Here is a 21,518-nt window from a genome sequence, read left to right on the forward strand (position 1 = left end):
ATGCTCGTCAGCCTTGTTTTGCGCCCCATGCAGCAGGGCTTGGCTTTGATCTAATGCAGAAAATTTGAGCAGGTTCCATCACGATTTACGCGCGGGCAGATTTCCGCCCATCACAGTTCTGAAACTGGCCAGGCTCTGCCGATCAAGGCCCGACGCCGTGGATTATTGCGCGGCGTCGGCGCGCGCGGCCTCCCAGCCTAGCATCGCACGCTTGACGCCCAAGCCCCAGTGATAGCCGCCCAAGCCCCCGGATTTGCGCAAAGCCCGATGGCAGGGGATGAGATATGAGATCGGATTGCGCCCCACCGCTGTGCCCACCGCGCGCGTGGCTTTGGGGTGACCGATCACGGTTGCAATATCGGAATATGTGGTGACATGGCCCGAGGGGATCGCCAAAAGCGCCTCCCAAACCTTGATCTGAAACGGTGCGCCGATCAGGGTCATGCGCGCCTCGCCGCGCCCCGAAAGGGCTGCTGTGACCCAAGCGGTAAGCGGCTTGGGATCGTGCACGAAATGTGCCGCCGGCCAGCGTTTGGCAAGGTCTTCCAAAGCGTCGCTCTCGCCCATCTCGGCGCAAAATCCCATGCCGCATAGGCCCTGCGACGTGCCCATCGCGATCAGCGGGCCGAATGCGCTGTCAAATCGACCCCAATGGATCGTCACATCCGCACCGGCGCGCGCGAATTCCCCGGGCGTCATCGCCTCCCAACGCAAGATGAGATCATGTAGCCGCCCGGTGCCCGAAAGACCGGCGCGATCTGCCACCACATCAAGCGGCTGACGCGCCGCCAACAAGTCGCGCGCCAGATCAAGGCGCAGATATTGCTGATAGCGTTTGGGCGAGACCCCGACCCAAGCCGAAAAGAGGCGCTGAAAATGCGCCGGGCTCATCGCAAGACGATCAGCCAGAACCTGCAAAGAAAGCATCTCACCCGCGCTTTCGGCGGCATCTATTTCTTGCAGGGCGCGCGCGATCAGACGGTAGTGGTATCGTGCATCCAGGGAGGGGGCTTGGGTCATTGGCAGGGCCTTTCGATTGCCCGCCAGCTTAGCCAGAGCCGGGCAATCGTGCGACCCGAAAGCTGCGCATTCAGGCGGCCAATGTCTCGTGCTTTTCAATCCGCTCCCGGATGAACATATCTACCTCCCATTGCGCAAGCCATGCGCGCGCGGGCTGCTGGTGCGGGCCGAGCAAATAGGGCGCGACGGCAGAGCGCACCGCGGCAGGCAGCAACGACAGGTAGGCCGCATCGGCATGGACCGATCCCGTCCAAAGCCCAGCTGCCAAAATCACCTCGGGTGCATCAAATAGCAGGGTATATACTACCTGTCGTCCAAGCGAGGGGGTTGCGGGATTCGACAGATCGGTCGCGCGCGCAAACATTTCGCTTTCCCCGAACCAGATATCCAGCTCGGCACCAGCCAAAAGCACCGGGCAGCCGGGACTGATGAGAAGGGATTGCGAGGGCTGTTCGTCGCCAAATTGACCGGCGTCTAGCTTAATCGGGCGTGACTGAACCGGCGCGCGGCGCGGCACCACATGCTGGGCGAGCCACACAAGCGGTTGATAGCCATTGTCGCGGGTCAAGACCTTGTCGCCCGGCCGCAGCCAATCAACTGGGACTTCGCCATTCTCGGTTGCGATCAAAGTTCCCGCACCGAGCGCGGGCAAGGTCGCGATTTCTTCGGGTGTGGCAGCACGTCCAGCCTGCCAATCTGGCTTGGAGACACTGTAAGTATGCCCCGGCTCCAGTGGCACGGAGGGGACAAACAGAACCAGCTCTGCGTCGATCTCAATCCGATCAAGGCGGATCATGCCGTCAGGGCCATCCAGAAAAAGCGGTAGATCGGCGCTCAGCGCCCCTTCGTTGACAATCTGACCGGCGGAGTCGCGCAGAATGACGTTCGTTGCGTTGGCCCCGGCCAGCGGCGCGATTTGCCAAAGGTCGCCCAGCGGATCAAAACCTGGCGCAAGTTGCCAACTGTTATTCGTCGCGTCATGACAAATGCTGCCGATGGGATACCCGTATTCCATTGCAACCCCTTTCCAAGCCAACCCTTTGCGTTCAACTTTGCGATAAATCGGCAAATAGCGGGTTAACTGCTGCGCGGTCTGCTGGCGGTATTTGTACTCAATTTGCGCAAAACCCCCATGGTTTTCGCGCCAGTCTTGCCCTTGTGCGCGCGGGCGGGCATTAGAGGGAATGGTCAAGCAATTCGATTACGCCACGATGAAAGAGGTCTTCGCCCGGTTCGAAGCCTCGGAGCCCCATCCGCAGGGGGAGCTTGAGCATGTGAATGCCTACACGCTCGTTGTCGCGGTGGCGCTTTCGGCGCAGGCGACGGATGCCGGTGTGAACAAGGCCACACGGGGACTGTTTGCGCGTGCCGATACGCCGGAAAAGATGCTTGCGCTTGGTCTTGAGGGCGTGACGGAGCACATCAAGACCATCGGACTGTTTCGCCAAAAGGCCAAGAATGTCATTAAGCTAAGCCAGATCCTTGTGGATCAGTACGACGGCGAGGTGCCCAGTTCACGCGCCGCACTGCAATCGCTGCCCGGTGTGGGGCGCAAGACCGCAAATGTCGTTCTGAATATGTGGTTTGGTCATCCTGCGCAGGCGGTTGACACGCATATTTTCCGCGTTGGCAACCGCTCGGGTATTTGTCCGGGCAAGGATGTGGACGCGGTCGAGCGCGCCATCGAAGACAATGTGCCCGTCGAATATCAACGCCACGCGCATCACTGGTTGATCCTGCACGGTCGCTATATCTGCGTGGCACGCAAACCCAAATGCGGCGCCTGTCCGATCCGGGATCTGTGCCAGTTCGAGGAGAAAATTCTGTGACATCTTATCAGGTTGTCGGCATCGGTAACGCCGTGGTCGATGTGATCGCACAATGCGATGACAGCTTTCTGGCCCATATGGGCATTGAAAAAGGCATCATGCAGCTGATCGAACGCGAGCGCGCCGAGACGCTGTTCGCTGCTATGAAAGAGCGCACACAAGCCCCCGGTGGCTCGGTTGCCAATACCGTTGCGGGCTGTGGCAATCTTGGGCTCAAGACCGCCTTTATCGGACGGGTTCGCGACGATGCGCTGGGTCGTTTCTATGAGGCTGCGCTGCATGGTGAGGGCACAGATTTCCCGAATGCGCCCGTCAAGGAAGGCGAGTTGCCCAGTTCGCGCTCGATGATCTTTGTAACGCCCGATGGCGAGCGTTCGATGAACACCTATCTCGGGATTTCTGCCGAGGTCTCGACCGAGGATGTCAGTCTGGATGTGGTGGAAAACACCGCGATTCTGTTCCTTGAGGGTTACCTTTTCGACAAGGATCACGGCAAGGCTGCGTTCCTCAAGGCGGCACAGGGCTGCCATCGTGGTGGTGGCAAGGCGGGGATCGCCCTGTCGGACCCGTTCTGCGTTGAGCGTCACCGTGCTGATTTCCGCAGGTTGGTCGCCCAGCAGATGGATTACGTGATCGGCAACGAACATGAGTGGGAATCGCTTTATCAGACAGACCTGGAAACAGCGCTCAAACAGGCTGCGAGCGAATGCGAGCTGGTCGTGTGCACGCGGTCGGGGGCTGATGTGGTGCTGATGCGCGGCGATCAGCGCGTCGAAGTGCCCGTCAAGCGCGTGGTGCCCGTGGATGCCACGGGGGCGGGCGATCAATTCGCGGCTGGCTTCCTGTATGGATACGCAACGGGCCAAAGCCTTGAAACGGCGGGGCGAATGGGTTGTATCGCGGCAGCCGAAGTGATCGGGCATTACGGCGCGCGTCCCGAAGTTGATGTCAAAAAACTCTTCGCTGAGCATGGCGTTATCTGACGCCCATCTGCAAATTTAGAAACGCGCCCGTCATGGTTTTGACGGGCGCGTTTTCATGTCTTGAAAGGTGCGGTGTCGACCCGCCCTAGAGACGGTTTCCCGTCACCAACAACGTATTGAGCAGGCCAAAGACCGTGCGCACACTCACCACCGGTGATTCCGTCACGATCACGGTGTCTTCCGGGTTGATCTGGAATTTCCGGGCGGCAAACAGCCCCTCGCCACTGGTCACATCAAAGACAAAGGCAACGTCGCGCTGTGATGGACCGCTTCCATCGGTGCGCACCTGCTTGGCGTCATATTCGCGCAAGACCAGAACACCTTTGGGATTGGCGCGCGTATCGTCGAGCCCGCCGATCAGCGACATCGCCTCAAGTGCGGTGATCTTTTCCTGTTTGAAATGGATCAGGTTTTCCGTGCCGCTCGCGCCAAAGGCGGTGAAATAGCGCTGATCTTCCTGCACGACCACCTTATCGCCGCCGCGCATGACCGTGTTGTAAGACGCATCCGAGAACAATTTGTCGGCGCGAATTTCATAAGTTTTTCCGTTGCGCATCAAACGAACGAGCGGGTTTTGCAGCCCCGGTGAAACGCCCCCGCCCTGCGCGATAATCGACAAGATCGTGCTGTTGCGATCAAGCAGCGGATAACTGCCAGGCTTTGAAACGCCAGAGACAAGATCGACAGAGCTTTCCTGACCAGGCTCATAGGTGAGCTGGACCTGAGCCGAGGCGATGAAGGGCTGCAGGGCCGCTTCAACTTTGCGGCGGGCCGAGCTGGGGGACATGCCGCGGATGAAAATATCGCCGGCATAGGGGACAAAGATCGTGCCATCGGGAGCGACGCTTGCTTGTCTGATGGACGCAACTTTTTGCGCCTGATCGGTGAGTAGCGAGTTCTCGCTATTGTCCCAAATTTGTAGGTTCACCCGATCTCCGGTGCTGATGAGCGGAGCATTGGAGCCGCGGCTCGCAGCAAGCCAATGATATTTTCCAGACCATCCCGTGGCGGGCCATGAACCGAGTGCTTTGACATTGTCACGCTCGACCCGAACAACTTCAAAGGGGGCGTCGGCTTTTTCGTTTTGATCATGCCCAATGATCTCGTTGGTCATTCCGATGCCGCGTGGCAGGGAGCACGCGCCAAGCGCGACGGCGCAAAATAGGGCGAAAACGGCTTGAAGAAATTTTTGGCGCAAATTCTGTGACTCCCCCGGGGTCTTTCGACCGCGTAGACTTCTTAGCGATTTTTCCCCGCAAGGCACATAGAAAAAGCTTTTCTCAGCGATCCGCCTGTTCCGGTTTCAGTCGTCACGCATCGCGCGGAAAAAATAGTCGGTAAACGGTTTGATCAGGATTGAGGCGAGGCTGCGTGATCGCGTCGCAATGAACGCCTCGAATGGCATGCCGGGTTTCGCACCTAGCGGTTGAAGCGCCGCGTTGCTTTCCCGCGAAAGGGTCAGCACTGCAGTGTAAAAATGTGCACCGGTTTGCGCATCGGAAATCGTATCCGCAGAGATGGCGCGCACGGTAGCAGTAAAGAGAGGTGTCGTTCGGGTGTTGAAATTTGGAAACGTGATCGCTGCGGTTAATCCGGGTCGTATCCGGTCAATCTGACGCGGATCAATTTTGACCTCGAAGTGAAGCTGCTGCCCTTGCGGTACGATTGAAATCACATCGCGCCCGGGGGCAACGACGCCGCCAATTGTGTGAACATTCAGCGATAATACCCGGCCTGTCATTGGCGCGCGTATCACCAGACGACCCAACTTGATCCTGATCAGACGCAGCTTCTCGCGCAACTGAATTGCGTCCTGTTCAAAGACGCGGATTTCTTCTTCAATCTCTTGATGGCGCACGGCCTCATCATGCAGGCGTTCAATCTCATATTCTGCGATCTGACTATGGGCTTTGGCAATGGCTGCCTCAATTTCACCAATCCCGCCTTCGAGGTTGGCGATCTCACGGCGCAGGGCCAAAACATGTGAGGCTTGCGTCAGCCCACGTTCATAAAGTGAAACCTGATCGCTAAGCTCTTGCGAAATAAGTGCAAGTTGGCGATTGCGCGCTTCAAGCTGATGAGTGTAGCCCTCAATCAGGGCTTCGGTCTGCTTCTTGCGTTCGCGCCACTGTGCGCGTGTCTGTTCGAAAGTCTTGCGTCGTGCAGCCACTTGGTGGTTTTCCGCCCTGAGCAGGCGTGAAACCATGGGGGTCTTATCCGCGACTTTCAGCAATTCTGGTTGATAGAGCAGCGTCGACTGGTCGTTCGTTACCGCACGCCGCATATCAATCTGTGCGAGCGTATTGTAAAGGTCATTGCGCAGTAAGGCGCGCTGGGCCTCTAGCTCGGTGCCATCAAGGCGAATCAAGGGGGTGCCTTGCTCAACGTGATCGCCGTTCTGCACGTGGATTTCAGCGACCAGACCGCCATCAGGATGCTGCAGGATCTGCGTATGCGCCTTGAATGCGATACGCCCTGTTGTGACGACCGCGCCGTTAATATCGGTGACGATCGCCCACCAAAGCGAGCCGCCAAGTCCGATCACCCAGGTCAGTATTCCAAGTATGAGAAATTTGGCCGGCGACCAGTCGCGCGTCATGCTTGCGCCCTCTTTCTTGGCTGCATGGCATCGGGCGCGGCGTTCATCATTTGAACAAGCACCTCATCACGCGGCCCAAAGGCACGCACATGGCCAGCGTCGATCATCAGAACCAGATTGCAATGCGCCAATGCAGAGCGGCGATGGGACATGACGAAGGTGATCTTCCCTCCACGGCGCGCTGTTGCGATGGCTTGGTTGAGGGCGCGAATACCTTCATCGTCGAGCGCAGAGTTGGGTTCGTCCAATACCAACATGATCGGATTTCCGTAAAATGCGCGCGCCAGCCCGATACGTTGGCGTTGCCCGCCCGAGAGTTCCTTGCCGCCATCCGTGACAAGGGTGTTATAGCCATGGGGCAGGCTTAGAATCAGGTCGTGGGCCGCTGCGGCTTGCGCTGCTGCTACGACGGCTCGGGGATCGGTGTTCCGCGCGAAGCGTGCGATGTTCTCTGCGACCGTTCCATCAAAAAGCACGATGTCTTGGGGGAGATACCCCAACAATCGTCCCAGCCGATCCGGGTCGTATTGGTCAAGCTTTGCGCCATCCAGTCGGATTTCGCCCTGCGCGGGGGGCCACAAGCCAACAAGGGCCCGGGCAAGGGTTGATTTCCCCGATGCAGAGGGCCCAATCACAGCGATGGTGTCTCCAGCTTTTGCGGCGAACTGAAGGCCTTGCAATGTCGTGGCGCGCCCTCCTGGGGGCGCAATGGCAAGGTTCTTCACCACCAAACGGGCTTTGGGTGCAGGTAAATCCATCGGTTTGTCGGTGTCGGGCAGAGCTGCGAGCAGCGACGACAAGGACTTGCGCGCGCTCCACGCGCGTTGAATCTGTGGCCATTGCGCGACCGTTTGCTCAACCGGGCCTAACGCGCGTCCAAGCAGAACCGACCCGGCGATCATTGCGCCTGCCGACAAGGCGTTTTGCAAGACCAGCCACGCCCCCAAGGCCAACATTGCCGATTGCAACAAGATACGTAAAGACTTGGTCGTCGCTGTAATTCCGCCACCCAAATCAGAGGCACGAATGCGCGCTTTCAAGGCGTTGTCGCTTGCGGTGTTTCTGCGACGCATCAGGCTGGCGCGCATGCCCAGACTTAGGACGGTTTCAATTTCATTTCGCATCGCGGCGCTGCGCATCTCGGCCTCATCCAGGGCGCGCAGGGCTGCAAGCTGGCTTTGTTTTGTGAGGACCTGGTTGGCCACTGCCAACAGCAGAATCAGGATCGTTCCTGCCACCGCAAACCACCCCATCAGTGGGTGAAACAGAAACAACACGCCCAAGAATAGGGGTGTCCAGGGCAGATCGAAAATCGTGCCAAAGGCCGGGGCCGCAAACATCCCCTGAATTTGTGCAAGGTCCCTTAGCGCAGAGCTGGGCCGAGCGCGCGCGGCCGGATGCTCGGCCTGGCGCAAAACGGCGCGACATACCCGCTCGTCAAGGCGCGCGTGCAATTTCGCGCCGATCCGCGCCAGCACCCGACCACGCGAAAAATCAAGGATTCCCATCGTTGTAAAGACGAAAGCAACCATGCCAAACAGCACGATCAGCGTGCTTGTCGACCGGCTGCCAAGCACGCGATCATAGACCTGCAGCATGAACAGCGGGCCCGTGAGCATCAAGACGTTGATCGTTGCACTAAACACCGCCACCCCGACCAGCGCCCACGCCGATTCCCAAAGGGGAACCATCATTTCGCGTGACGATTTATCTTTGGTCATTTGTGATCAGTCCCAAGACAAGAAGCGGTGCAACTCTGCATGTTTGTGTTCGCCAAGAGTGCGTGAAAAATCTTAATGAAGGTCTTCCGCCATCGCGATTTCGGCCATTATTTTCCTACAAAATGAACCAACTCGTCGGGTTCCAAGTGCCTGTACGGTCCCGGTGACAGCACAAAATCATGATTGCGGCGTGTAGGGGCCTGTCGTGTGGATGTTACACAAATTTCACTGGCTGAACGTCCATATTTCCTATATTCATGAAATATGGAAAAACAAATCTCAGATCAGCTCACGACCCTCGGACATCCCCATCGTCTGGCTTTGTTTCGCTTGTTGATGCGTCGCTATCCCGACCGCCTGCCGGCTGGGGAAATCGCATTGGCGCTGGGCCTGAAGGCAAGCACGCTTTCGGCCTATCTTGCGTCCCTTTTGCAGGTTGGCTTGGTCAGTCAAGAGCGTGCTGGCACGCAGCGTCTTTACCAAATCGATATGGAGTCCGTGCGTCAGGTTTTCGACTATCTGCTCTTTGATTGCTGCCGTGGTCGCCCCGAAATTTGCGCGCCAGCATCACGTGAAGAGGTGCGCGCGACTCTCGATTCGGGGCGCAAATACAACGTGCTGTTCATCTGCACCGGCAATTCGGCGCGTTCGATTTTTGCGGAATCTCTGTTGCGAAAGCAGGCGGGTGATCGTTTCAACGCCTATTCGGCAGGCACTCAGGCGTCATCGCAACTCAACCCCTTCGCGCTTGATCTGCTCAAGATGAAGGGGCACGATATTGCGCCTTTGCGCGCGAAAAATATCGCCGAGTTTTCGCAGGGCGACGCGCCCAATTTCGACTTCGTCTTTACCGTTTGTGACAACGCCGCGAATGAAGAATGCCCGGCCTGGAAAGGCCAGCCGATCAGCGGGCATTGGGGCGTCCCCGACCCGGTCAAGGTGCAAGGCACGCAGGCAGAAAAGGCGATTGCGTTTCAACAGGCTTACGGGGGGCTCAAGCGCCGGATCGAGGCGTTTACCGCGCTGCCAATCGCCTCGCTAGAGCGGATCGCCTTGCAATCTGCGATCGACGACATCGCACGCCAAACACAGGAATCTAAACAATGACCACTTATGCTTTGAACGGGCTCGGGCGGATTGGCAAACTGGCGTTGAAACCGCTTTTGGCGCGCGGGGCCAAGATCGCGTGGATCAATGACGCTGTTGGCGACCCGGAAATGCACGCGCATCTGGCGCAGTTTGACAGCGTGCATGGCCGTTGGGAGGGGGCGTTTTCTCATGATGCGGATAGCGTCACGATCGACGGCACGCGGATGCCATTCATCGGCACCAAGCGGATCGAGGATCTGCCGCTCGCGGGTGTCGATGTGGTGATCGATTGCACCGGTGTATTCAAATCCGAGGCCGCCTTAGCACCCTATTTCGAGGCGGGTGTGAAGAAGGTCGTGGTTTCGGCTCCGGTCAAGGATGGCGGGGCGGCAAATATCGTTTTCGGTGTGAACCATGCGACCTATGATGCGGCGCGTCACCGCATTGTCACGGCAGCCAGTTGTACGACCAATTGCCTCGCCCCGGTGGTCAAGGTGATGCAGGAAAACCTTGGGATCAGGCATGGTGTCATCACGACGATCCATGACGTAACCAACACACAAACGATTGTGGACCGCCCCGCCAAGGATTTGCGTCGCGCGCGTTCGGCGCTCAATTCGCTGATCCCGACGACGACGGGCTCGGCCAGCGCGATCACGCTGATCTACCCTGAACTGACGGGCCGTTTGAATGGGCATGCGGTGCGGGTGCCTCTGTTGAACGCCTCGCTGACCGATTGCGTCTTCGAGGTCGAGCGCGAGACCACCGTCGATGAGGTCAACGCGCTGCTCAAGGCGGCATCCGAAGGTCCGCTGCAGGGCATCTTGGGCTATGAGACCCGCCCGCTGGTCTCGGCCGATTATACCAATGACACTCGCTCGGCGATCATCGACGCACCCTCAACGATGGTCGTGGATGGCACGCAGGTAAAGATATTTGCATGGTATGACAATGAGATGGGCTATGCGCATCGGCTTGTCGATGTGGCGATGATGGTCGGGGGCTCGCTGTGACACAGGTCCCTCAGCGCGCGGGTTTGGCGGCGTATATTGCCGTGACGGCCGCCTATTGGGCCTTTATGTTAAGTGATGGCGCGCTGCGCATGTTGGTGTTGCTGCACTTTCATACGCTGGGGTTTTCGCCGGTGCAGTTGGCCTATTTGTTCGTCCTTTATGAAGTGGCGGGCATGGTCACCAACCTGTCAGCAGGTTGGATCGCGGCCCGCTTTGGGCTCAGCGTGACGCTGTATGCCGGGTTGGCGTTGCAGGTGGTTGCGCTGCTTGCGTTGGCGCAGCTTGATCCGAGTTGGGCTATCGGGCTGTCCATCGCCTATGTGATGGCGGTGCAAGGCCTGAGCGGTGTGGCCAAGGACCTTGCGAAAATGTCCTCGAAATCTGCGGTCAAACTGCTGGCGCCGCGCGAAAATGGCGGGTTGTTTCGCTGGGTTGCGGTGCTCACGGGGTCGAAGAACGCGGTCAAAGGCGTGGGGTTCTTGCTGGGGGCGGGTTTGCTGGCATGGCTGGGGTTTGACGGCGCTGTGCTAAGCATGGCGGGCGCGCTGGCACTGGTCTTGATTGCGATCATATCCTTGATGCCTGCGGGGCTGCCGACGGGTCGCAAAGGCGCGAAATTTTCAGACGTGTTCTCGAAATCGGTCAACGTCAACTGGCTCTCGGCGGCGCGGGTGTTTCTGTTTGGCGCGCGCGATGTCTGGTTTGTTGTGGGCATCCCGATCTATTTTTACGCTGTGCTTTCGGATGGCACGCCAGCGGGAGATCGCGCGGCGTTTTTCCTTGTCGGCACGTTCATGGCGGTCTGGATCATCCTTTACGGTGCGGTTCAGGCGGCGGCGCCCCGGATCTTGCGCGCCGCCGCGCGTCCCGAGGCCGATCTGATCGGGGCTGCACGCTATTGGGCGGTAGCGCTGTTCTTTGTGCCCGCTGTGCTGACGGTGGCGGCAGCGCTGGCCCCTCAACCCGCGTTGTGGTTCACGCTGACGCTGATTGCGGGGCTGATGGTGTTTGGCGTGATCTTCGCGATCAATTCATCGCTGCATTCCTACCTGATCCTCGCCTTTTCGCGCGCCGAGCGGGTCACGATGGATGTCGGGTTTTACTATATGGCCAATGCAGCCGGGCGCCTGATTGGCACGCTGCTTTCGGGGCTCACCTATCAGATTGGCGGGCTGCCACTGGTGCTGGGATGCGCCGCCGTGATGGTCGCACTCAGCGCGATCTTTGCCGGAAGACTTGACGCGTCGCCCGCCTGAGTGCCGTTAGCTGCCGTTGGAAAGCGGGCGAATTTTCAGCTGTGTCAGGCGGTTATCCTTGCGCGCGGCGACCTCAAAGCGAAAGCCGTGAAAGGCAAAGACCTGCCCCTCGGTCGGGATCGTTTGTGCCTCGTGAATCACCAAGCCAGCGACGGTGTTGGCTTCGTCATCGGGCAGACTCCAGTCGGTTTCGCGGTTCAAGTCGCGGATCGTCATCGCCCCCTCGACGATATAGTCGCCACTATCGGTGGGTTTGAGGCGACGATCGGCCTTGGGGTCGAATTCGTCGGTGATTTCGCCCACGATTTCCTCAAGAATATCCTCAAGCGTGAGCAAGCCGCGCAGATCGCCATATTCATCCACGACCAGCGCGAAATGGGTGCGCCGTTTGAGAAACTCTTGCATCTGCTCATCCAGCGGCGTGGTTTCGGGGATGAAATAGGGCTTCATCATCACCTTCGACAGGTCCAGATCGGCGACGCTTTCCAGCGTTCCATCCCCCCCGCGCACGACTTTTTCCACCGCGCGCAGCAAGTCCTTGGAATGGATCACGCCGACCACGTTTTCGCGCTCTTCGCGATACAGCGGCAGGCGGGTGTGGGGCGAGGACAGCACGGCCGTCAGGATCGCATCGGGGTCTTGGTTGATGTCGAGCATCTCAATGCCCGAGCGGTGCAGCATGATTTCCTCGACCGTGCGATTGCCGAGATCAAGCGCGCCTAGCAGCCGGTCGCGGTCCTCTTTGTCGACTTTGCCCTCGGATTGTCCGATCGCCAAGGCGCCCGCGATTTCTTCATGCACCGAGAACATATGCTGGTTCTTGTCGGTGCGCATTCCGAAGGCATACAGAATGCCGCGCACGATCATGCGCACCACCGCCACGACAGGGAACAGAAGTTTGGTGAAAAGCCGGATCGGCGCGGCCACTTTCGCGGCCACTTTCTCGGGCAGGGTGATTGCGTAGGTCTTTGGCAAAACTTCGGAAAATATCAAAACGAGCAGGGTCATCACCACTGTGGCCAGCACGATGCCGGATTGCCCGAACACCTTTGTCAGCAGCGCGGTCGCCAACGAGGCCGACAGGATATTGACCACGTTATTGCCCAGCAGGATCGCGCCGATCAGCCGTTCGCTATCTTCGGTCACCTCAAGCGCAACTTGCGCGCCTTTTTCGCCCCGGTCGGCTTGTGATTTCAGCTTGGCGCGACTGGCCGCAGTCAACGCGGTCTCAGACCCCGAAAAAAACGCAGACAGTGCCAGTAGCAGCGCGATGGCACCGGCGGTGATCCAGAAATAAAGGTCGAGTGAATTTTCCATGGCTCAGGTTATGGGGTGCACCGGGGCGCTATTCAAGCGCTGCGATCACGTTTGGCAAGGGGGTGATGTTCCAGCACAAGTTCTTTGAGGCGCTCGTCGAGAACATGGGTGTAGATCTCGGTGGTGGACAGATCGGCATGACCCAGCAGCATCTGGATCGCGCGCAGGTCGGCACCCCCTTGCAGCAGATGGGTCGCGAAAGCGTGGCGCAGCACATGGGGCGTGACCTTGGCAGGGCTGATGCCCGCGCTGACGGCAATATCCTTGAGCAGGCGGTGAAAGCCTTGCCGCGTCAGATGGCCCTCTTTGCCGCTTGAGGGGAACAAGAACCGCGACGGCGGGATGCGGCGTTTGACGCGTGCCTCTTCCTCAGCGGTGTCGCGTGCGCGCAGCCAATCGGCCAGCGCCTCACGGGCAGGGGGCGAAAGCGGCACCATGCGCTCTTTGCCGCCCTTGCCGGAAATCAGCAACATCCGGGGATCGCCCCGCGCCGCCGCAACGGGCAGGCCGACCAACTCGCTGACCCGCATGCCAGTGGCGTATAGCAGTTCCATCAAGGCGCGGTTGCGGATCTGGTCGCGCAGCGAGCGGCCCTGATCGCGCGACGCTTCCAGCAGGGCTTCGACCTCGTCTATGCTCAGCGTTTTGGGTAGGCGCTGGGCCCGCCCCGGCCCGGAAATGCGGATCGCAGGGTCATCGCTGCGCCAGCCTTCCTCATAGGCAAAGCGAAACATTTGCCGGATCGCGCTAAGCCTGCGTGCGCGGGTTGATTTGGCCAACCCATCGGCCTCGCAGCGGATCAGGTAGGTCTCGATATCGCCGCGTTGCAGATCGGCCAGACACAGGGATTTGGCCTGCGTGAAGCCAAGGAAATCGGTCAGATCGCGCGCATAGCTTTCAATCGTGTTGCGTGCCGAACCGGCCTCGGCGGCTTGCGCCTCAAGGAAGGCAGGCAACCAATGGGGGTCGGGGGGCGCCTCACTCATCCGCGTCGGTCCAGCACAATCAACTCGATTGCGGCGCGTCGCGCCGTCGATTCCAGCCCCGCCAGACGCAGCAATTTCAGCCCATCGACCAAGCGCGGATAATCTCCGCGCGCGCCCTGCGCCACATCGTCGATCGCATGCAACAGCGCCGCGCCCAGTTGATCGGGCAGTAGCCCTGCATAGCGCGCAGGCACCGCGCCGGGCGCTGTGTCAAAGACGTCCTTGAGCGCGCGGGTCAAATCATCTTGGGCGGGAATGCCGGCGGACTGACCCTTGGCAAACCCGCTCAGCAAGGCCGCATTCGCCCCGGTGCCAGAGCCGTCATTCGCGATCTCTTCGTAATCCGGCGTCAAAAGCCCCAGATCATGGGCGATCCGGCCTGCGTCTCCGGGCAGGTTCATCGCCGCCAATCGGGTGCCGTATAGCGTGGCCAACATGGGTTCCAGCTCTTGTTTGGACATTTCGCGCCACGCGCGGGGCAGGGCCTTGGCCACCGCTGCGTTGTCCTGAGCGTTCATCGCCTTGTCCAGCGCCGTGATGGCACTGACCCGATCCCAAAGCGCGCCCGAGGCCGCAGCCTTGCGTTCGGTATAAAGCCCCAAAAGCCGGTTCGGGTCGATCACCCCGGCGCGCGCCAGACGCTCTGCTGCTTCAAGCTGCGCCTTCCAGCCGTTGTTTTCGGTCAGATCGGCATGCGCAAAGGCCAGCGGCAACATCGAGGTCGCAAGCGGCTGGCCAATCGCCTCCATCATTTTGAAACTAAGCGGGGTCACCGGATCAGGGGGCGTTAGATCATCGGCACCATCGGCCAGTTCGGGATCAAGAAATTGCGCGATCAATTCGGCCTGATCCTCTGGAATCTGTCCAAGCGCGCGGCCCGTGCCATAGGTCAATTCGGCGGTGTCCCAATGGCCCGTGCGCGCCAGGCAAAAGATGCGCGCCGGATATGAGGGCGCGATGGCGGGCGTGCGCTCCATCACGCGGCAGGCCTCGGTTTCATTGCCCAGCAACAGCGCGACGTCAAAGCGCCGCCGGAAAATCGCCGGATTGGTCGGGTCCGCCTGTTCCAGTAAGGCATGGGCCTGCTGCAACGCGCCCATATCCAGCAGGCGATCCACCCGCGCCAGAAACAGCATGTCGCGCTGGGCGGGTGTGGTGATCTGCGGTGGGTCCAATTCGGCCAACAGCAGCGTCATCAGCAGATCATGCAATGCGGGCAGGTTGTCATCAGGGGTGTTGCGCAGCGCCCGCGCCAGTTCGGGCGCAGGCGTGCTGCCCCAAAGATTGGCGGGCAAGCCGGTGCGGGCCTCTGACAATAGCCCCAGCCGATCCGCCGAGGGCGCATCGAGCGACAAAACCGAGATGTTTTCGATCCCGCCTGCGCCGGAAACGGGGGGGTGGGTGGAGGCGCCGGGGCGCACCGCTGCGGGCGTGACAACCGAACGCGACAGCCAGTCGATCGCTGAAAGCGGTTTCGTATCGCGCGTCTGAGCAGTTTGCGTTTGCGCGAGTGCTGGTGACGCCGCGGCGGCCCCGCCCAGCACCAGCGCAATCAGAAAAGCAAAACTGTGCTTAATTCCCACCCGTATCCCCGCCGCTGCCAAGGCCCCCCGGCAAGGTGACCTCGATGCGCTGTTGTTGCGCATCGGGTTTCATGTCGCCCAAGTAGGCATAGCCGATGATCCCGATCGCGCCGAGCACCAGAAGGATCACGACGAGCTTGAAGATACGCCCCATAGTCTCACTTTCAGCCGGATTGCGGCGCGTCCCGAAGCGGCGCGTCGTTCTTAGTTGCGGTTTCACATTGATCATATATGGCTTTTCAGGGAAGTTCACGCCATTCAAGGGGTCTCATTTCACGATTGTGCAAGGCTCCGCCGATGGGGCAAGGCGCAGGCCGGAACGGGATTGACACGAAGGAGCGGCAGTGACGGTGGATCAGCAGGGCTCTGGGGGCACGCTAAAGCGTTCTATTGTGCTTGTGGGCATGATGGGCTCGGGCAAGACAGCGGTGGGCACCGCGCTTGCGCGGATGTTAAATGTGCCATTTCTGGACAGTGATCACGAAATCGAGCGCGCCGCGCAAATGAGCGTTGCCGAGATTTTCGCCCGCGATGGCGAGCCATTTTTTCGGGCGCGCGAATCAGAGGTGCTTGAGCGGCTGCTGTCAGGGCCGCCCGGGGTGATCTCGACCGGGGGCGGGGCGTTTCTGGCCGAGTCGAACCGCGCATTGATCGCGCGGTTGGGCGTATCGATCTGGTTGCGCGCCGATCTGAATCTGTTGTGGAACCGGGTGCGCCACAAAAACACCCGTCCGCTGTTGCGCACCGCTGACCCCAAGGCCACGCTGAGCGCGCTTTTAGAGGCCCGCGAGCCCCATTATTCCCAAGCCCAGCTTGTGGTTGAGGCAGAGCCCGAGCTGTCGATCACCGATATGGCCAAGAAAGTGGTTCAGACAGTCAAACAAGTGGATGGGCTGATTGAGGAGAGAAACGATGCGTGAGATTGTGCCAGTCAGCTTGGGGGCGCGGTCCTATGAGGTGCGCATCGGCACTGGGTTGCTGGCCAATGCCGGGGCCGAGATTGCGCCGCTCTTGCGCCGCCCGCGCGTGGCCGTGGTCGCAGATGAAACGGTCGCCGACCTGCATCTAGACGCTTTGCGCGCCGGGCTTGGCGATATCGAGATGGTCGCGCTGCGTCTGCCCCCCGGCGAGGGCACGAAAAGCTGGCCGCATTTTACCCGCACCGTCGAATGGCTGCTGGAGCAAAAGGTCGAACGGCGCGATATCGTCATTGCGTTTGGTGGCGGTGTGATCGGCGATCTGGTGGGCTTTGCGGCGGCTGTTTTGCGCCGGGGCGTGCGCTTTGTGCAGATCCCGACGAGCCTGCTGGCACAGGTCGATAGCTCGGTTGGCGGCAAGACCGGGATCAATGCGCCCCAAGGCAAGAACCTGATCGGCGCGTTTCATCAACCCAGCCTCGTTCTGGCCGATCTTGAGGTGCTGGGCACGCTGAAGCCGCGCGATTTTCTGGCGGGCTATGGCGAGGTCGTGAAATACGGGCTGCTCGGCGATGCCGCGTTTTTCGATTGGCTCGAGGCCAACGCCCCCGCGATGGCGGCGGGCGATATGGCGGGGCGGATGCATGCGGTCAAACGCTCGGTGCAGATGAAGGCCGAGATCGTGGCGCGCGATGAGACCGAACAAGGCGACCGCGCGCTTCTCAATCTGGGTCACACCTTTTGTCACGCGCTTGAGGCCGCGACGGGCTACGGGGATCGGCTGCTGCATGGCGAAGGCGTGGCGATTGGCTGCGCGCTCGCTTTTGAGCTTAGCCAACGTCTGGGCCTGTGTTCGCAAGAGGCCCCCAGCCGCGTGCGCGCGCATCTGCGCACGATGGGGATGAAGGTTGATTTGGGTGATATTCCGGGCGACTTGCCGGGCACTGACGCGTTGATCGCGTTGATGGCGCAAGACAAGAAGGTCGAGGACGGCAAGCTGCGGTTTATCCTTGCGCGCGCAATTGGGCAAAGCTTTGTCAGCGCAGATGTGCCGCGCGATGTTCTGGCGGGCGTTCTGGACGATGCGCTGGCAACCCGCAGCGCCTGAGATTTTCCGTTGCGGCGCGCGCGTGGCTCGACTATATCCGCGCTCAGGCACCCATAGCTCAGCTGGATAGAGCGCTGCCCTCCGAAGGCAGAGGCCGTAGGTTCGAATCCTACTGGGTGCACCATTCTTTTCGATAGCTCATCTTGTGCGTTGCGCGTCTTGAATTCACGCGTGCATCCACACCTGCGTTGAAACGGTCTGCAAAACCAAGTGGCGATGCCATTTCGGGATCTGTTTAAATCCGCAAACCTATCCCGCGGGCGCTGACGCCTGAAACGCGCAGGGCGTGTCGATCAAGTCAGTGGGCTTGGCCAAACCTTCCAGATCGCTTGGGTCTGCGATCGTCACACGGCTCCCGTCGATTGCGACCCCATAGGGTTTAAGCTGTCGGATCGCGCGGCTCAGGTTTTCAGGGGTCATCCCAAGATTTGAGGCGAGGCGGCGCTTCTCGAGTCCAAGCTCGAAACTCTCGAGGTCTCCGGCAAGTTTGCGCGCGGACAAAAGATGGTTCGCCAGCCGTTCAAGCGAGCTGCGCAATTTCAGGTTCTTGGTGGCCATGATGTTGGCTCGATAACACTGGGCCAGCTCTGTCACGACCGCACGCGAAAAATCCGGGTCAAGATCGAACACCGCGCCGACGTCTTCAGAGGGAACCAGAATGATGCGCGATTTTTCAAGGGTGCGGGCCGACATAAGGTAGCGCGCACGTCGAATGGTGGCGGCAAGAATGAACGTCGAGGTTGGTTGAAGAACGGCCATAGTCGTCTCACGCTCGTTCCAATTTGCGAACAACTCGACGGAGCCAGAGACCAGCACATGAAGAAAATCGCTCGTATCTCCTTCGGTAATCAATTCGATCATCGGCGGGAAATTTTGCACATAGGCACCGCGCATCAACAGAGAAAAGCGAGCGTCATCAAGGCCTGAGAACAGGTCGAGGGACCGGATCTCTTCCGATTCGCGATCGCTTGTGTGGATGACCATCATGTACCTCCGGCTGAAATTAGACGCCTTTGACCAAACAAATGTCAAGCGCGCTATGGGTCGACTGCTATCGCTGGTTTGATCTGCGTTCCGTTTGGTTGTGATAAATGTAAGGCGATGAATTATTTATATAATTTGGTGAATTTCTTTGATTTGCATCAACATATCTGGCGAAGCAACGCTGTTGAGGTGGCCCCGGGTTAACCGGCGAAAGGTCGGTCCAAATCTTGGAGAGACATCATGCACACACTCGATGGCGTCACGCGCACGGAACAATACCGGGCCTTGGGCCTCAGCACCTTCGCCTTCACCGTCTGCTTTGCCGTCTGGACGATTTTTTCGATCATCGGCGTACGGATCAAACAGGAACTCGGTCTGAGTGACACCCAATTTGGCCTGCTGGTTGCAACGCCGGTTCTGACCGGTTCGATTAGTCGGATTTTTCTGGGCGTCTGGACCGAGCAATTCGGCGGACGGATCATGTTTCCGTTGCAGATGCTGATCACGGCTGTTGCCGTCTGGCTGCTGGCAACCGTCCACACCTATGAGATTTTCTTGCTGGCTGCGTTGGGGCTGGGGCTTGCGGGTGGCTCGTTTATCGTGGGCGTGGCCTATACGTCCCGTTGGTTCGAAAAAGAGCGTCAGGGCACGGCCTTGGGGATCTTTGGCGCAGGCAATGTGGGCGCTGCGGTGACGAACTTTGCTGCACCTTTTCTTGTGGTGGCTTTGGGTTGGCAAGGGACGGCCAAGGTCTACTCCATCGTGCTGGTCGTGACTGCCGTGCTGTTCTATCTACTCGCCAAGACCGACCCGGTTCAGACCGAGCGCAAGAAAACGGGTGCCAAACCGGTCTCGGCAAGCGATCAGCTTGCACCGCTCAAGGATATTCAGGTCTGGCGCTTTGCCACCTATTACTTCTTCGTCTTTGGTGGGTTTGTCGCGCTGGCCTCATTTCTGCCGCGCTACTATGTTGGCGCTTACGGTTTGCCGCTGACCACAGCGGGCGTTTTCGCGGGGTTCTACTCGCTGCCCGGTTCGGTTTTCCGCGCCCTCGGGGGGTGGATGTCGGACAAATGGGGCGCGCGCTCTGTGATGTATCTGACATTCCTCGTCTCGCTCGTGGTGCTGTTTATCATGAGCTACCCGGAAACGAGCTACACCGTATCTGGCATTCACGGGCCGATCACCTTCACCTTCGGGCTGAATGCGACGATGTTCATGGGAATGACGGTGCTGCTGGGGTTTGTAATGAGCCTCGGCAAGGCGGCGGTCTACAAACATATTCCGGTCTATTATCCCCATCACGTCGGTTCGGTTGGTGGCCTTGTGGGCATGATCGGCGGCCTTGGTGGATTTTTCCTGCCGATCTCGTTTGGCTTCCTGCTGGATCTGACCGGGGTCTGGACGGCGCCCTTCATGCTGATGTTCGTGCTGGTGCTGGTCTCGACGATCTGGATGCATGTCGCGATCCGGCGGATGGAGCATGCGCGTCATCCGGGTCTGGCCGACGAAAAATACCTTTCAGACGTGCCCGAGGCCCCGCTTTCCCAAAGCCGTTCCGGTGCACGTGATGCCGGGCGCGCAATGCCGCAACCCGCGAAGTAACGAGTTTCCAGCGGGCCGCGCCCTGCGGCCTGCATCATCAAAGCACTCTATAGGAGCCGCATCATGGCGAGCACCAATCTCTCCCCGACAAATGGCCACGTCCTGACCGACTGGCATCCCGAAGACCCCGATTTCTGGACCACCCGCGGTCGCGCGATCGCGACCCGTAACCTGTGGATCTCGATCCCCGCGCTCTTGCTGGCCTTTTCGGTCTGGATGGTGTGGTCGGTGGTTGTCGCGAAACTGCCCTCAATCGGGTTTGACTACACGACCGATCAGCTGTTCTGGCTGGCGGCACTGCCCGGCCTGTCAGGCGCGACGCTGCGCATCTTTTACAGCTTCATGATCCCGATTTTTGGCGGGCGCAAATGGACGGCGCTGTCCACCGCGACCCTGTTGTTGCCCGCGCTTGGTATCGGTTTCGCGGTGCAGAACCCGAACACGCCCTATTCGATGTTCCTGATCCTCGCGTTGATGTGCGGCTTTGGCGGGGGCAACTTCGCCTCGTCGATGGCCAATATCGCCTATTTCTACCCGAAGGCGCAAAAAGGTAACGCGCTGGCGATGAATGCGGGGCTTGGGAACCTTGGGGTTTCGGTGATGCAGTTCGTCGTGCCGTTGGTCATCACCTTTGGGGTGTTCGGGGCCATCGGTGGCGCGCCGCAGCAGCTTGCCGATGGGGGCGAGTTGTTTATGCAAAACGCCGGGTTCATCTGGGTGCCCTTTATCGCCATCGCTGCCGTTGTGGCGTGGTTCGGGATGAATGACATTGCCTCGGCGACTGCTTCGTTCAAGACGCAATCGGTGATTTTCGGGCGCTTCCATAACTGGGTGATGTCGTTTCTCTACACCGGGACATTCGGCAGCTTCATCGGCTATTCGGCGGGCTTCCCGCTGCTGATGAAGACTCAGTTTCCCGATGTGAACGTGCTGCAATACGCGTTCCTCGGTCCGCTTGTCGGTGCGCTAAGCCGCTCGGGCACGGGCTGGATTTCCGACCGTTTCGGCGGCGGGCGCGTCACGCTGTGGACCTTTATGGGAATGATCATTGCGGTCTGGGGTGTGATGCAATTCCTGCCCTCTGGCGCGGATGCCGGGAATTTCTGGGGCTTCTTTGCCTGCTTCATGGTGCTGTTCTTCCTGACGGGTGTGGGCAACGCCTCGACCTTCCAGATGATCCCCACGATCATGCGCCAAGAAGTGCCGCGCTTGAACCCCGGGCTCGATCCGAAGGCTACGTTGAAGCAGTCTGAAATGGAGAGCGCAGGGATCATCGCCTTCACCTCCGCAATCGCGGCCTATGGCGCCTTTTTCATCCCCAAGGCCTACGGCATTTCGATCGATTACACGGGCGCGCCCAACGCCGCGCTGTGGGGCTTTATGATCTTCTACGCGATCTGCGTGGTGGTGACCTGGTTCTTTTACAGCCGCAAGGGCGCCCCGGTTCCCTGCTGACATCCTGTGACGCGCGCCCCGGCGTCTCGTGGCGCGCGCCCTTATCCTGTTCC

General features: G+C 59.6%; 19 protein-coding genes and 1 tRNA gene. 10 read left to right on the top strand and 10 right to left on the bottom strand.

Features of this window, described 5'->3' with window-relative positions; all coding sequences use genetic code 11:
* Positions 1-162 precede the first annotated feature (162 nt).
* Positions 163-1,020 carry a methylated-DNA--[protein]-cysteine S-methyltransferase gene (locus AB4874_RS10355; RefSeq protein ID WP_368391923.1) on the bottom strand — a complete coding sequence of 286 codons (858 nt, stop codon included), beginning with the start codon at positions 1,018-1,020 and terminating at the stop codon, positions 163-165.
* A gap of 70 nt (positions 1,021-1,090) precedes the next feature.
* Positions 1,091-2,035 (bottom strand): Hint domain-containing protein, encoded by a 945-nt coding sequence (locus tag AB4874_RS10360; RefSeq protein WP_368391924.1) that lies wholly within the window; start codon positions 2,033-2,035, stop codon positions 1,091-1,093.
* Between the two features lie 169 nt (positions 2,036-2,204).
* On the opposite strand from AB4874_RS10360, the gene nth reads away from it, so the two are divergent.
* Positions 2,205-2,849 carry an endonuclease III gene (gene nth / locus AB4874_RS10365; protein WP_368391925.1) on the top strand — a complete coding sequence of 215 codons (645 nt, stop codon included), beginning with the start codon at positions 2,205-2,207 and terminating at the stop codon, positions 2,847-2,849.
* Positions 2,846-3,832: an adenosine kinase gene (locus AB4874_RS10370; RefSeq protein ID WP_368391926.1), complete on the top strand. Its 987-nt coding sequence runs from the start codon at positions 2,846-2,848 to the stop codon at positions 3,830-3,832. The genes nth and AB4874_RS10370 overlap by 4 nt, the downstream gene beginning before the upstream one ends.
* Positions 3,833-3,917: 85 nt before the next feature.
* On the opposite strand, the gene AB4874_RS10375 is transcribed toward AB4874_RS10370, so the two are convergent.
* The 3 genes from AB4874_RS10375 to AB4874_RS10385 form a co-directional block, all read right to left on the bottom strand.
* Positions 3,918-4,946 (bottom strand): polysaccharide biosynthesis/export family protein, encoded by a 1,029-nt coding sequence (locus AB4874_RS10375; RefSeq protein WP_368391927.1) that lies wholly within the window; start codon positions 4,944-4,946, stop codon positions 3,918-3,920.
* A gap of 189 nt (positions 4,947-5,135) precedes the next feature.
* The gene (locus AB4874_RS10380) at positions 5,136-6,431 is read right to left on the bottom strand and encodes an HlyD family type I secretion periplasmic adaptor subunit (RefSeq protein ID WP_368391928.1); all 1,296 of its coding nucleotides are present in this window, start codon (positions 6,429-6,431) and stop codon (positions 5,136-5,138) included.
* Positions 6,428-8,152 (bottom strand): type I secretion system permease/ATPase, encoded by a 1,725-nt coding sequence (locus AB4874_RS10385; RefSeq protein ID WP_368391929.1) that lies wholly within the window; start codon positions 8,150-8,152, stop codon positions 6,428-6,430. Before AB4874_RS10385 ends, AB4874_RS10380 begins: the two co-directional genes overlap by 4 nt.
* Before the next feature lie 264 nt (positions 8,153-8,416).
* Between AB4874_RS10385 and AB4874_RS10390 the strand changes: the two genes are divergently transcribed.
* Genes AB4874_RS10390 through arsJ form a run of 3 tightly spaced genes read left to right on the top strand, consistent with a single transcriptional unit; the run spans position 8,417 to position 11,510 of the window.
* Positions 8,417-9,259, top strand: a complete 843-nt coding sequence (locus tag AB4874_RS10390) for an arsenate reductase/protein-tyrosine-phosphatase family protein (protein WP_368391930.1) — start codon at positions 8,417-8,419, stop codon at positions 9,257-9,259.
* Complete coding sequence (locus AB4874_RS10395; protein ID WP_368391931.1) at positions 9,256-10,254, top strand: ArsJ-associated glyceraldehyde-3-phosphate dehydrogenase; 999 nt, start codon at positions 9,256-9,258, stop codon at positions 10,252-10,254. The genes AB4874_RS10390 and AB4874_RS10395 overlap by 4 nt, the downstream gene beginning before the upstream one ends.
* Entirely contained in the window at positions 10,251-11,510 is a 1,260-nt protein-coding gene (gene arsJ, locus AB4874_RS10400) for an organoarsenical effux MFS transporter ArsJ (RefSeq protein ID WP_368391932.1), read from the top strand. The genes AB4874_RS10395 and arsJ overlap by 4 nt, the downstream gene beginning before the upstream one ends.
* Positions 11,511-11,516: 6 nt before the next feature.
* Here the strand turns inward: arsJ and AB4874_RS10405 are convergent, their stop codons facing one another.
* Genes AB4874_RS10405 through AB4874_RS10420 form a run of 4 tightly spaced genes read right to left on the bottom strand, consistent with a single transcriptional unit; the run spans position 11,517 to position 15,625 of the window.
* Positions 11,517-12,827, bottom strand: coding sequence for an HlyC/CorC family transporter (locus tag AB4874_RS10405; protein WP_295535047.1), 1,311 nt, complete (start codon positions 12,825-12,827; stop codon positions 11,517-11,519).
* 32 nt (positions 12,828-12,859) lie between these two features.
* Positions 12,860-13,813 carry a site-specific tyrosine recombinase XerD gene (locus AB4874_RS10410; RefSeq protein ID WP_368391933.1) on the bottom strand — a complete coding sequence of 318 codons (954 nt, stop codon included), beginning with the start codon at positions 13,811-13,813 and terminating at the stop codon, positions 12,860-12,862.
* Positions 13,810-15,396: a hypothetical protein gene (locus AB4874_RS10415; protein ID WP_368391934.1), complete on the bottom strand. Its 1,587-nt coding sequence runs from the start codon at positions 15,394-15,396 to the stop codon at positions 13,810-13,812. The genes AB4874_RS10410 and AB4874_RS10415 overlap by 4 nt, the downstream gene beginning before the upstream one ends.
* Positions 15,386-15,625, bottom strand: a complete 240-nt coding sequence (locus AB4874_RS10420) for a hypothetical protein (RefSeq protein ID WP_368391935.1) — start codon at positions 15,623-15,625, stop codon at positions 15,386-15,388. Before AB4874_RS10420 ends, AB4874_RS10415 begins: the two co-directional genes overlap by 11 nt.
* A 175-nt stretch (positions 15,626-15,800) precedes the next feature.
* Between AB4874_RS10420 and AB4874_RS10425 the strand changes: the two genes are divergently transcribed.
* From AB4874_RS10425 to AB4874_RS10435, 3 genes are all read left to right on the top strand, one after another.
* Positions 15,801-16,316 carry a shikimate kinase gene (locus AB4874_RS10425; protein ID WP_438273470.1) on the top strand — a complete coding sequence of 172 codons (516 nt, stop codon included), beginning with the start codon at positions 15,801-15,803 and terminating at the stop codon, positions 16,314-16,316.
* Entirely contained in the window at positions 16,309-17,421 is a 1,113-nt protein-coding gene (gene aroB, locus AB4874_RS10430) for a 3-dehydroquinate synthase (RefSeq protein ID WP_295532979.1), read from the top strand. The genes AB4874_RS10425 and aroB overlap by 8 nt, the downstream gene beginning before the upstream one ends.
* Positions 17,422-17,468: 47 nt before the next feature.
* Positions 17,469-17,545, top strand: a tRNA-Arg gene (locus AB4874_RS10435).
* Between the two features lie 125 nt (positions 17,546-17,670).
* Here AB4874_RS10435 and AB4874_RS10440 read toward each other — a convergent pair.
* Entirely contained in the window at positions 17,671-18,405 is a 735-nt protein-coding gene (locus AB4874_RS10440; protein ID WP_368391937.1) for a cyclic nucleotide-binding domain-containing protein, read from the bottom strand.
* A 240-nt stretch (positions 18,406-18,645) separates the two neighbouring features.
* Between AB4874_RS10440 and AB4874_RS10445 the strand changes: the two genes are divergently transcribed.
* Positions 18,646-20,010: an MFS transporter gene (locus tag AB4874_RS10445; protein WP_295532981.1), complete on the top strand. Its 1,365-nt coding sequence runs from the start codon at positions 18,646-18,648 to the stop codon at positions 20,008-20,010.
* Between the two features lie 63 nt (positions 20,011-20,073).
* Entirely contained in the window at positions 20,074-21,465 is a 1,392-nt protein-coding gene (locus AB4874_RS10450) for a NarK family nitrate/nitrite MFS transporter (RefSeq protein ID WP_368391938.1), read from the top strand.
* Positions 21,466-21,518 lie beyond the last annotated feature (53 nt).

Source organism: Thioclava arctica (genome assembly GCF_040892615.1).
GTDB classification, from domain to species: domain Bacteria; phylum Pseudomonadota; class Alphaproteobacteria; order Rhodobacterales; family Rhodobacteraceae; genus Thioclava; species Thioclava arctica.

Bases quoted from the DNA above. Each gene is read 5' to 3' on its own strand.
- AB4874_RS10405 (WP_295535047.1), bottom strand. From the start codon at position 12,827: ATGGAAAATTCACTCGACCTTTATTTCTGGATCACCGCCGGTGCCATC.
- AB4874_RS10420 (WP_368391935.1), bottom strand. From the start codon at position 15,625: ATGATCAATGTGAAACCGCAACTAAGAACGACGCGCCGCTTCGGGACG.
- AB4874_RS10355 (WP_368391923.1), bottom strand. From the start codon at position 1,020: ATGACCCAAGCCCCCTCCCTGGATGCACGATACCACTACCGTCTGATC.
- AB4874_RS10390 (WP_368391930.1), top strand. From the start codon at position 8,417: ATGGAAAAACAAATCTCAGATCAGCTCACGACCCTCGGACATCCCCAT.
- aroB (WP_295532979.1), top strand. From the start codon at position 16,309: ATGCGTGAGATTGTGCCAGTCAGCTTGGGGGCGCGGTCCTATGAGGTG.
- AB4874_RS10440 (WP_368391937.1), bottom strand. From the start codon at position 18,405: ATGGTCATCCACACAAGCGATCGCGAATCGGAAGAGATCCGGTCCCTC.
- AB4874_RS10375 (WP_368391927.1), bottom strand. From the start codon at position 4,946: ATGACCAACGAGATCATTGGGCATGATCAAAACGAAAAAGCCGACGCC.
- AB4874_RS10425 (WP_438273470.1), top strand. From the start codon at position 15,801: ATGATGGGCTCGGGCAAGACAGCGGTGGGCACCGCGCTTGCGCGGATG.
- AB4874_RS10395 (WP_368391931.1), top strand. From the start codon at position 9,256: ATGACCACTTATGCTTTGAACGGGCTCGGGCGGATTGGCAAACTGGCG.
- AB4874_RS10385 (WP_368391929.1), bottom strand. From the start codon at position 8,152: ATGACCAAAGATAAATCGTCACGCGAAATGATGGTTCCCCTTTGGGAA.
- AB4874_RS10445 (WP_295532981.1), top strand. From the start codon at position 18,646: ATGCACACACTCGATGGCGTCACGCGCACGGAACAATACCGGGCCTTG.
- AB4874_RS10380 (WP_368391928.1), bottom strand. From the start codon at position 6,431: ATGACGCGCGACTGGTCGCCGGCCAAATTTCTCATACTTGGAATACTG.
- AB4874_RS10410 (WP_368391933.1), bottom strand. From the start codon at position 13,813: ATGAGTGAGGCGCCCCCCGACCCCCATTGGTTGCCTGCCTTCCTTGAG.
- AB4874_RS10450 (WP_368391938.1), top strand. From the start codon at position 20,074: ATGGCGAGCACCAATCTCTCCCCGACAAATGGCCACGTCCTGACCGAC.
- nth (WP_368391925.1), top strand. From the start codon at position 2,205: ATGGTCAAGCAATTCGATTACGCCACGATGAAAGAGGTCTTCGCCCGG.
- AB4874_RS10360 (WP_368391924.1), bottom strand. From the start codon at position 2,035: ATGGAATACGGGTATCCCATCGGCAGCATTTGTCATGACGCGACGAAT.